11 protein-coding genes are annotated in these 10231 nt (G+C 62.0%); 7 read left to right on the top strand and 4 right to left on the bottom strand.

Annotated elements, in window-relative coordinates:
• Nucleotides 1-2: 2 nt before the first annotated feature.
• Nucleotides 3-560, bottom strand: coding sequence for a cytochrome c (locus tag NKH80_RS03365; protein ID WP_352507103.1), 558 nt, complete (start codon nt 558-560; stop codon nt 3-5).
• Between the two features lie 17 nt (nt 561-577).
• Entirely contained in the window at nt 578-1120 is a 543-nt protein-coding gene (locus NKH80_RS03360) for a phosphatase PAP2 family protein (RefSeq protein ID WP_352507104.1), read from the bottom strand.
• Nucleotides 1121-1161: 41 nt separating this feature from the next.
• On the opposite strand from NKH80_RS03360, the gene NKH80_RS03355 reads away from it, so the two are divergent.
• Nucleotides 1162-1644: a DUF2127 domain-containing protein gene (locus NKH80_RS03355; RefSeq protein WP_352452336.1), complete on the top strand. Its 483-nt coding sequence runs from the start codon at nt 1162-1164 to the stop codon at nt 1642-1644.
• 42 nt (nt 1645-1686) lie between these two features.
• Here the strand turns inward: NKH80_RS03355 and cueR are convergent, their stop codons facing one another.
• Nucleotides 1687-2085, bottom strand: a complete 399-nt coding sequence (gene cueR, locus NKH80_RS03350; protein ID WP_352452335.1) for a Cu(I)-responsive transcriptional regulator — start codon at nt 2083-2085, stop codon at nt 1687-1689.
• A 254-nt stretch (nt 2086-2339) separates the two neighbouring features.
• Between cueR and NKH80_RS03345 the strand changes: the two genes are divergently transcribed.
• From NKH80_RS03345 to NKH80_RS03330, 4 genes are all read left to right on the top strand, one after another.
• A complete protein-coding gene (locus NKH80_RS03345; RefSeq protein WP_352507106.1) occupies nt 2340-3407 on the top strand; it encodes a type III polyketide synthase in 1068 nt (355 codons plus the stop codon).
• Nucleotides 3404-4117 carry a methyltransferase domain-containing protein gene (locus NKH80_RS03340; RefSeq protein WP_352989629.1) on the top strand — a complete coding sequence of 238 codons (714 nt, stop codon included), beginning with the start codon at nt 3404-3406 and terminating at the stop codon, nt 4115-4117. Before NKH80_RS03345 ends, NKH80_RS03340 begins: the two co-directional genes overlap by 4 nt.
• The gene (locus NKH80_RS03335; RefSeq protein ID WP_352989626.1) at nt 4114-5334 is read left to right on the top strand and encodes an NAD(P)/FAD-dependent oxidoreductase; all 1221 of its coding nucleotides are present in this window, start codon (nt 4114-4116) and stop codon (nt 5332-5334) included. The genes NKH80_RS03340 and NKH80_RS03335 overlap by 4 nt, the downstream gene beginning before the upstream one ends.
• Nucleotides 5335-5513: 179 nt before the next feature.
• Entirely contained in the window at nt 5514-6110 is a 597-nt protein-coding gene (locus NKH80_RS03330) for a cation efflux transmembrane domain-containing protein (RefSeq protein WP_352645553.1), read from the top strand.
• Nucleotides 6111-6395: 285 nt separating this feature from the next.
• On the opposite strand, the gene NKH80_RS03325 is transcribed toward NKH80_RS03330, so the two are convergent.
• Nucleotides 6396-6818 (bottom strand): hypothetical protein, encoded by a 423-nt coding sequence (locus NKH80_RS03325; protein WP_352989623.1) that lies wholly within the window; start codon nt 6816-6818, stop codon nt 6396-6398.
• Between the two features lie 189 nt (nt 6819-7007).
• On the opposite strand from NKH80_RS03325, the gene NKH80_RS03320 reads away from it, so the two are divergent.
• Together NKH80_RS03320 and NKH80_RS03315 are read left to right on the top strand one after the other, a co-directional pair.
• Nucleotides 7008-7820, top strand: a complete 813-nt coding sequence (locus NKH80_RS03320; RefSeq protein WP_352989620.1) for a class I SAM-dependent methyltransferase — start codon at nt 7008-7010, stop codon at nt 7818-7820.
• Nucleotides 7821-8390: 570 nt separating this feature from the next.
• Nucleotides 8391-9899, top strand: coding sequence for a tlde1 domain-containing protein (locus tag NKH80_RS03315; RefSeq protein WP_352989618.1), 1509 nt, complete (start codon nt 8391-8393; stop codon nt 9897-9899).
• The last annotated feature ends 332 nt before the right edge of the window (nt 9900-10231 follow it).

The following is a 10231-nucleotide window of genomic DNA, read 5'->3' as shown; positions in this document are numbered from 1 at the left end:
TATCACTCGACCTTTTGCCGGAATTTCGAATGGCAGCTCGAGCAATCCTGCAAGATGAGATGCAGGAGGTGCTCCGCCGGCAATTTAGTGGGATCGGCTTCCGCGAGTGATGGTCGCTTGCCAAGCAGGCTGCCACCGCCCATCGCCAGGCCGGAACCCATTCTCATGTCGTCGGTGATGCGCGGCGGCGCCCGCTCGGCGTCGGAGGCCAAGGCGCTGGCCAGCGTCCCGATGTGGCGAGCCAGCTCTTCGAACTCCGCGCGGGCGGGGTCGATATCCGGCTTGGCGCCTGAAGGCGCGCCCAATGTCGCGCTGGGGAATTCGGCAATCAGGGCACGGCCGGTGCGGGCGCGGATGGTCTCGGCCGCCGCCTTGAAGGCTGCGGCGTCGTACGCCTGCTTGCCGTCGAACATCCCAGCGATCGCCTTTGCCGCCGCGGCCATTTCCTTCATCGAGGCCTGGCGAGCCTCGATGACCGCATCACGACCCGAATGGGCGGCGGCGAGCACGACAGAGACGCAGGCAAGCGACAGGACCGCTATGATAGCTGCTCGTCTCATCGTTGGCACATAAGGAGCTAGAGAATTCTTGTGACCAGACTGTCCAGTCGGGAGTTCTCGCGATAGGCCAATCGGACCACAACGGCACCTAAGACGCCAGTGATGGCACCGCCTATCACGTCGGTGAGATAGTGGGTGCCGATATAAATTCTCGACCAGCAGATCAGCAATGCCATGATGGAGAGGGCCAGCGTCCGGCGCGGCAGACCTTGCATTGCAAGAGCCGCAACAACCGCAAAGCTGGCTGTCGCGTGGTCGGAGGGAAACGACCAGTCGGCGCTGGGCGCAATCAGCAGATGCGTCACGCCGGCATCGTAGGGCCGCAGCCGGTGGACGAATAGCAAAATGAACTGATTGATCGCCAGACCGAGCAGGAACGCCAAGCCGGCGGACAAGGCAGCATGGCGCACATGGTAGCGGTCGGCCTTTGCCCACCATTGCAGGGCAACAGCCAGCACCATCAGCGGAACGCCGATTTGTGAGACGGCGATCATTGCCTTATCAAGAAAAGGGCTGATCCCGGCTGCCGCGTTGATCCAGTGGGTTAGGGCTGCATCCATCGTTTCTCGTTTCCGCTGTTGTCGATCGCAAGGTGAATTTTGTGAAAGCAGTAGACGAACGCCGCATCCATCAGATTTTCGAGCTCAGCATCTGGCTTAAAGGGGCGCATGCCCTGATCGAATGCGTGGGCGGGATCCTGCTTTATGTCGTCACCACCGACGCCATTGCCTCCTGGGTCAATACATTCACCCAAGAGGAATTGATCGAAGATCCGAACGATTTCATAGCTGGCTATCTGTCGCAGATGGCAAGCCACTTTTCCGTCGCCAGCAAGGAGTTTTATGCCTTCTACCTGCTTAGCCACGGCCTGATAAAACTGCTGCTCGTTGTCGGGCTTTTGAGAGGCAAGCTGTGGTCGTATCCGGCATCGCTTGCGGCGCTGGGCGCATTTATGTTCTATCAAGTCTACCGCTACTCCTACACCCATTCGTTCGGCCTGCTTGTCCTGACCGTATTCGATGCTGTCGTCATGGTGCTGATCTGGCATGAATGGAAGGTCGTGCGGCAGCACAAGCCGGCATGACAGCGAAGTTCGCACGTCAGCCGCTCCGATTTTCAATCCACCTCACTGGGCGACGCCTTGTCCTGCCAGCTCGTCGATGATCGGGCAATCCGGCCGCTCGTCGCCGTGGCAGTGACTGACCAGATGGTGGAGCAAGCCGCGCAATCCGACCAGTTCGGCGATCTTCCTGTCGATCTCCACCAGCTTGGCTTTCGCGATCGCCTTCACGTCGGCGCTGTCACGTTCCCTGTCCTGGTACAGCGAGAGCAACTGGCGGCATTCGTCGACCGAAAACCCCAGGCTTCGCGAGCGCTGCAGGAAGCGCAGCCGGTGAATATCGGCCGTCGAGTAATCGCGATAGCCATTGTCTGTCCGGGCCGGATGCAAGAGCCCGATGTCCTCGTAATAACGGATCGTCTTGGACGGCAGGCCGGATTTTTCGGATGCGATACCGATGTTCATGGCGGAAATCTCCTTTGTCAGAGGAAATAGACCTTCCAGTAGATGGAAGGTCAACATGATGTGGCGATTTTGGATGCCCGACGCAACCGCCCACCGGCTCCAACCGTTTGCCTGCCAACAGCACGTGCTGAACCTTCGGGAAGAAATCAGTTTTCGGAAACGTTTATCGAACAGCTCAATCCGGTGTTCGACATCGGTGTCAATAACCAAAGACCCTCCGGCGGCACACCGTGCATACGCCGAGGAGACAGAATATGTCCGTCAAAGCCTATATCAACCGGATCGCGACAGCGGTGCCGGAGCACGAGGTTCATCAATTCTACCTGCGTTTTGCGGCCTCGATGCTCGCGGCCGATCGCCGGAGGATCTTCGAACGCATGGCCGATCTTGCCGGCATCGAGCACCGCTATTCCTGCTTTGCGCCGGCGTCCGACCCCGAGGGACCGTCCGCCGACCTAGCGGGGACGTTCATCCGCGGTGCGTTTCCCGGAACGGCGATGAGAATGGCAATGTTCGACGATGCAGCACCTGTTCTGGCGCAAAAGGGCATCGACGGATTGCAGCTTGGCGACGACGCCTCCCGCATCACCCATTTGATCGTCACCACCTGCACCGGTTTTTCGGCGCCGGGCATCGATCTCGAACTGGTTGCCCGGTGTGGGCTGCCGGATAGTGTCGAACGCACGATGATCGGGTTCATGGGTTGCTACGCGGCAATCAACGGCCTCAAGCTGGCCCACCACATCGTTCGCTCCGACCCACAGGCCAAGGTCCTGCTGGTCAATATCGAGCTCTGCACGATGCATCTGCGCGAAACCACTGAACTCGAAAAACTGCTGTCGTTCTGCCTTTGGGGTGACGGCTGCGCGGCCGCGCTCGTGACCGCCGAGCCGGCCGGCATCGAGCTCGATAGCTTTCACTGTCTGGTGGCGAGGGAGCGGCGGGAGCTGATGCGCTGGAACATTCGCGACCACGGCTTCGAAATGGTTCTTTCCGGCCAGGTTCCGGCAGCCATTCATGAAGCGTTGCGGAGCAACCAGGCCGCCATCCTCGGCGGTCGATCGGCGGAAGACATCGACCTTTGGGCCGTGCACCCGGGTGGACGTTCGGTTCTCGACGCCGTCGAAAGGGCCCTGAAACTGGTGTCCACCGCGCTGGACCCATCGCGCGAGGTGTTGCGCCGGTATGGGAACATGTCGTCCGCGACCGTCATGTTCGTGATGAAGGAGATGTTGAAGGCGCCACCCGGCCTGCTCGGTTGCGGCATGTCGTTCGGACCAGGATTGACGGCGGAAACCATGCTCTTTCGAACGGTGTCATGAGCGGCCTGGAGCGTCGGCAGCTTGCGCCGGAAATCCTCGACGGACTTGCTGCCGACGATCCGCGAGCGCTTGTCGCGCGCCGTGACCTTCGTCGCATCAATATGCTGATGTTTCAGGCGCCGATCATGACGTCGTTGCTCAGGAGGTTCGTGCCAAAACCGCCACGCCGCATCCTGGAGATCGGCGCCGGCGATGGCTCCTTCATGCTGGCGGTGGCGCGGCGCATGGCCAGGCATTGGCCCGGGGTCGAACTGGTGATGCTCGACCGCGTCGACCTCGTCACCGCGCAATTGCGCGGTGATTTCGACAGGCTGGGATGGAAGGCCGAAGGCCTCACCGCCGATATCTTCGATTGGGCAGGAAAGATTGAGGGCGTGCGGTTCGACGCCATCACCGTCAATCTGTTTCTGCATCATCTCGACGATGCGCAGCTCGTGCGTCTGTTTTCGCTGATCCGGCCGAAAGCCCCGTTGCTCATCGCGACAGAGCCGCTGCGGGCGAAACTGGCGCTGGCCGCGACCCGTCTTCTCCCGGCAATCGGCGCCAACGACGTCACACGAAACGACGCGGCTCAGAGCGTGCGTGCCGGCTTTCGCGGCAGCGAGCTTTCGGGCCTCTGGCTTGCGGCCAACGGCAAACCGGTCGAGGAGCGGCGCGCCGGCCTGTTTTCCCACATCTTCGTCGGCGCCAGTGCCAGTGTCGAGCCATGACGCGATTGTCGACTCATGACGCGATCGTCATTGGTGCCGGCCCGGCGGGCACCTCCGTCGCGCTCACGCTGGCCCGGCGCGGGTGGGTCGTGGCCATTGTGGAAAAGAGTGCGTTTCCGCGCCGCAAAGTCTGCGGCGAATACATCTCGGCAAGCAATCTTGCGCTTCTCGACCGGCTCGAGATCGGCGATGCCTGGCGTGCCAAGGCGGGCCCCGAAATCCGCCGCGTCGGCCTGTTTTCCGGGGAGACCTGTGTCGAGGCGGCAATGCCACGTGCAGGAGCTGGGCCTCGTGGGAAAGACAGCTTCGGCCGGGCGCTCGGCCGGGACATTCTCGACTCTTTGCTTTTGCAAGCGGCGCGATCGGCGGGTGTCGAAATCTTTCAACCCTGCCGCGCCGTCGCCATCGAGCCGGACGGTGAGATGCGAAGGGTGCGAATTCAGGCCGGGGATGAAGCGGCGATATTGCGAGCGCCGGTGATTGTCGCCGCACACGGCTCGTGGGAACCGGGACCATTGCCCAGCCAACTCGCAAAGGCCAATCGGCCGTCGGACCTGCTCGGCTTCAAGGCGCATTTCACCGGGTCGTCGCTGGCGCCGGATTTGATGCCTCTGCTGGCCTTTCCCGGCGGCTATGGCGGCATGGTTTCGGCGGATCATGGCCGGTTGTCGATCTCGTGCTGCATCCGGCGCGACATGCTCGCGCGGCTGCGTAAACAATATGGCCCCAAACAACGGAGCCACGTGTCGGCCGCCGATGCGGTCTCCCGGCATCTCCTGAATTCATGCCGGGGCGTGCGGGACGCCCTGGAGCCGGCGCACCTCGACGGTCCGTGGCTTGCCGCAGGTCCGATCCGGCCGGGAATTCGCTCCTGCTACGAACAGGACATCTTCCGGGTCGGCAATGCAGCCGGAGAGTCTCATCCCGTTATCGCCGAGGGCATCTCGATGGCGCTTCAGTCCGGCTGGCTGCTGGCTAGCGAACTCGCATCCGCGCCAAGTGGCCAAGCGGGGCGCGAGGCCGCCGCCAGACGCTACGAGGCGGCCTGGAAAAGACTGTTTTCGACCCGGGTCTACGCTGCCGCTGCTATTGCCGGAATTGCCCTTCGCCCCGGCAGCGCCACCGCGATGGCGGCGATCGTCCGGAATTTCCCGCAGGCGCTGACATTGGGCGCGCAACTGAGCGGCAAGACCAAGCCGGTTCCCGGCTTTGCCTGACGAGCGGCGCGCATGAGGGCACGCCCAAAACAGGGTGACCATCCTGTTTTGGCTCGCAGGTGTTTTGGTGACAGACGTGCCATGTTCGGCCTAGGCTGGCCTCAAAGCCTGCGAGATCGAGACGGTCGAGGAACGGGACGCCCAGCAACAACATTAACGCCATCACATCGGGGCAGACCATGCAGCAAGCCATCACGTCGGACGGCCTTCGCCGGGTGGTGCTTGTCGTCGCACTGCTGAACCTGGGTTATTTCGGCATTGAATTCGCCGTCGCGCTGGCGATCGGCTCGGTGTCGCTGTTCGCCGACAGCGTCGATTTTCTGGAAGATGCCTCGGTCAATCTCCTCATACTGCTCGCCATGGGATGGTCGCTGCGTGCCCGCTCGCGGGTCGGCATGGCGCTGGCGCTTATCCTGCTGGTGCCGGGCCTGGCGACGCTGTGGACCGCGTGGGAAAAGTTCAACATGCCGGTGCCGCCGCAGCCAACGGCTCTGACGCTGGCGGGGTTGGGCGCTCTCGCGGTCAATCTGTCATGCGCCTACATGTTGGCGCGCTACCGCCATCACAGCGGCAGTCTTACCAGGGCGGCATTCCTCTCGGCCCGCAACGATGCGGTCGCCAATGTTGCGATCATACTGGCCGGATTGGTGACGGCCTTCCTGTGGCGCTCGGCGTGGCCGGATCTGATCGTCGGCCTGGGAATCGCGGCACTGAATGCAGACGCGGCGCGCGAGGTCTGGGAGGCAGCTCGGGAAGAGCACCGGGCCATTTCGTGAACTCCAAAACGCTCAGCGCGCTGCCGATTGCCACTCCGCCAATGCAGCAGTCAGCCGGAAACCTGCGCGATCTCTAATATAATCGCACCCTTTCAAAGCGGGCGGAGGGAGAACCGCTCATAAGTAAAAATCGGAGGAAAACCATGAACAGCATGAGCCTCACCACACTTGGACGAAGTCGACCGGGTCGAAGCGGTGAAACGATGAACCGCTCAAGACCACGCACGTCATCAAAAGGCCCGCGTCCCTGATGGAGGACGCGGGCCCGATTTTCGGCGGCATGCCCTAGGCAGGTATCAAGACGGCGATGCGGTGGATGCCGACCACCTTGCTGGTGTTGGCTGCCTCGTCGGTCTTGCCCTTGGAGCAGGTGTACACGTCACCTTCCTTGAGCTTGAATTCCTTGTCCGCCTTCTTGATCGTGAATTCACCGGCAGCAATGGTGCAGACCATGTCGTTGTCCATCACCATTTGAGGGGCGGCTGCTCCGGGCTGAAAGACTATATCGACAATTGAGATGCTCTTGTAGGCGGGGATATCGGAATTTCCGGTGCCGACCTCAACCACCCTGACGCCGGGGGCTATTTCCTTGCCTTCCTTCGGGCCATATTTCTTGACCTTTGCAGCTGCCGCCAGCGTGAACAAAGGCGTTACCGCGGCCGCCGTTACCCCAAGCGCGATTGCAGACCTGCGATTTATGGTTTTCATAGTATCCTCCCATTATATTGGCCACGCACCGATGCGCATGGCCGCAATATATTAGCACATATGCAGGTAATTGCAGCACGACGTTTCGGAGCTTCCGGGAGCGAGACCGCCCCTCGGTCGAATGCGACCGAATAGCAAACAATTCCATGCTATGCTGGCGAGCCATCAAACGGGCGACGGGGGATAGCAATGTTGGAAACGGACAAGGTGTTCGCTGGCTCAATTCCGGAAAACTACGACCGCTATATGGTGCCGTTGATTTTCGAGCCGTTCGCCGCAGATCTTGCACGGCGAGCAGCGTCCCTGTCGCCAAGCGCCGTTCTGGAAACCGCCGCAGGTACCGGGGTTGTCACCCGCGCATTGGCGCCAAAACTGTCCGCCGATGCAAGCTATGTCGTAACCGACCTCAACCAGCCGATGCTCGACTACGCCGCTTCGCGGCAAAGTCCCGACGATCGCATCAGATGGCGTCAGGCTGATGCTCTGGCGCTACCGTTCGAAAATGCGGCCTTCGATCTCGTTTGTTGTCAGTTCGGTGCGATGTTCTTTCCCAACCGCTCATCTGCCTACCGTGAAGCCCGGCGAGTCCTGAAGCCCGGAGGACATTTTCTATTCAGCGTATGGGATCGCATCGAAGAGAATGTATTTGCGGACGATGTGACGAATGCTCTGGCGAGGATTTTTCCGAACGATCCGCCGCGCTTTCTGGCACGCACGCCGCATGGCTACCACGATACGGCACTGATCCGTAGCGAGCTGGAGGACGCAGGTTTTTCCGGTGTGGTGATCGAGACGAGGGCCGAACAAAGCCGTGCCTCCTCGCCGCGCCTTCCGGCCGTTGCTTATTGCCAGGGCACTCTCCTTCGCAACGAAATCGAGGCCAGAGAGGCGGGGAAGCTGGACGCTGCAACCGACTATGCCGCAGCCGCCATTGCAGACAGGCATGGCAGCGGCAAGGTTGCTGCCAAAATTCAGGCTCACATAGTGGTGGCTGTGGTCTAGGTGTTGGATATCCCGCTCCGGCACTTGGCGACATTCAGCTGCTGCGCGGCAAACATCTTGCCGCTATCCCGAATTCTCAGACGTTAATCGCTCATTCGCCCGAGTGGCAGGTCGGCAAGTGCCGGGTCGATAATCGCCGGTCTGATCGATCGCCGCGGCTTGATGGCGGCGGCTGCCGGCTGCACGATTCTTGTCGACCAGGCTTTACTTTCGCAGCCGTCGCCGACCTGCCCCAGCAAGGTCTAGTCATTTCGCTTTCTTGACTCGGCCGACAAAAACGGGCAGCAAAGTCATCATTGGAGGGCAGTTTTGCCAACTATGCAGGTTTTGGAGGGCGTTTTTTGGTGTGACCGTCGCCCAATCGGCGGTCGGTAGAGGGATTGGTTAACCAACTTTGTCCATCTTTTGAATCAATCGGCAACAGACGCGAAGCGTGCTGGGGGCACCAGGCGAACTGTGAATGTCACGGCTGCGAAATCCGCTAGCCGGCATCGGCCGATTGAGAGTGGTTGAATGGCGTTTGTAAGTGCGAAAACCCGGGGTGACAGTCCTGCAACTGGATTGACTTCGATGAGGCCCGGCCTGCGCTGGGTCGCGGTTCCGGCCGTCGGCGCAGCCATTGCTTTATGGTCGGTGGCGACCTTGGCCGGCCTTTATTCGATGGGAACCTCGCTCACCGCCGCTTCCAACGGTCTCCCGCAAAGCCTGCTCGCGCCGCGCACCATCGCGCTCGCCGATCCTCGCCGCAGCCTTGCAAAGGCGCAGGCCCCGACATGGGCCGCGACAAACGCAGCGCTGTCGGCCCGGCTGCTGCAGCATGGATGCGATGCCAATTGCCTGCGGTCGGCGTCGAACTTCGTTCACCAGGGAAAATCGGCGCGTCTCAAGCGAACCGCCGTGCCGCCTGTCGCCGCCGCATCGCGGCATCCAAGCTTCGACGACGTGGTGGCCAAAGCGGGGCTGTCGCCGCAGAAGCTTGCCGCCGCCTCTGCCCGCGCCGGCTCACCCGTCATGCTCGCAAGCCTGCCGGCCGACGCCCGGTTCGCCGAGCCGGTACGCATACCCGACCCGAACGGCCCGGCATCCGTGCGCTTCGGGCCGGCGGTGGCGGAGATCGAACGTTCGTCGCGCCTAGCGCTGGCGCTGGCGAATACATTGCCGGAGCAGATGATCGACGTGCTCCCGGCAGCCGTCGCGGCAAGCGAGCCCGCGGCTTCGCAGGAGCCGCAAGAACCCGAGATCCAGCTGGTCTCGCTGCCGCCGCAGGACGACATGCCCGACAGCGTTCCGCTGCCGACCCTGCGTCCGCAGGCGAACATCGATGAGCCGGCGCCCCAGGCTCAAGCCTCGAAAGACCGGACGTCAAAGGATCAAGCATCAAAGGCCCAGGCAGCAAAAACGGAGCCGCCACAGAAATCCAAGGCCCAGGCATCCAGGGCGAGCAAGGTCCAGACGGCCGACGCTCCGCCGGTCGAGACGCTACCCGGCAGCCTGTCGCCTCGCAATTCGTCACAAGCGGCAGTGCCGGCCGTGTCGGGCAAGCCGGGCAAACGGTCGAAGACGCAGGGCGGCGACATGCTGGCCTATGCCAAGCCCGACATGCCTTCCGGCGGACTCGGCGGAGCCTTCAGGAACCTGTTCACCACGCCCAACATGGGCAGCGGCGTCGCCGTCTACGACATCTCGGCCAAGACCGTCTATATGCCCGACGGCTCGCGGCTGGAGGCACATTCGGGACTGGGCGCGATGGTCGACCAGCCGCGCTACGTTCACAAGAAGAATGTCGGTCCGACGCCGCCCGACACCTACAATCTGACGCTGCGGGAATCGCGCTTCCATGGCGTCGAGGCCCTGCGTCTCACCCCTGCCAGCGGCAGCAACAAATATGGCCGCGACGGCCTGCTCGCCCACACCTACATGCTGCGCGGCGGGCGCGCCGAATCCAATGGCTGCGTCGTCTTCAAGGACTATGCCCGCTTCCTCGCCGCCTACAAGAAAGGCAAGATCAAGCGCCTTGTCGTCGTGCCGCGCCTGTCGAAGCCGCTGACACGCGTCGCCCAAGAGGGGCGAGGGGCTTAGGTCGTTCGCGGCAGTCCTTCATGGCTTCGTCATCCCAGGGCGGAGCGAACGCGAAGCGGAGCGCAGACCCTGGGATCCATGCCGTTACGTCAGCCGAAGAATGCAACGACGCAGATTGAAAGCCGTTCTGTAGCGATCCCTTTCACCTCCTGTCCTTCCCGCATCAAAAAGTCCCGCCCGTTGCACCGCGGAGAGGTCACGGCATGGATCCCAGGGTCTTCGCGACGTCGCTTCGCGCCTGCTCCGCCCTAGGATGACGAAGCTGGGGAGGTTTGGCCAATCTCGAGGTTTTCATTCCCGGCCGAGGATATTATGACTGACCCGCAGGGGCG

This window comes from Mesorhizobium sp. M0904, assembly GCF_040319475.1.
GTDB lineage: Bacteria > Pseudomonadota > Alphaproteobacteria > Rhizobiales > Rhizobiaceae > Mesorhizobium.
The sequence above is the reverse complement of the archived record's forward strand: the minus strand, read 5'-3'. Positions and strand labels throughout refer to the sequence as shown.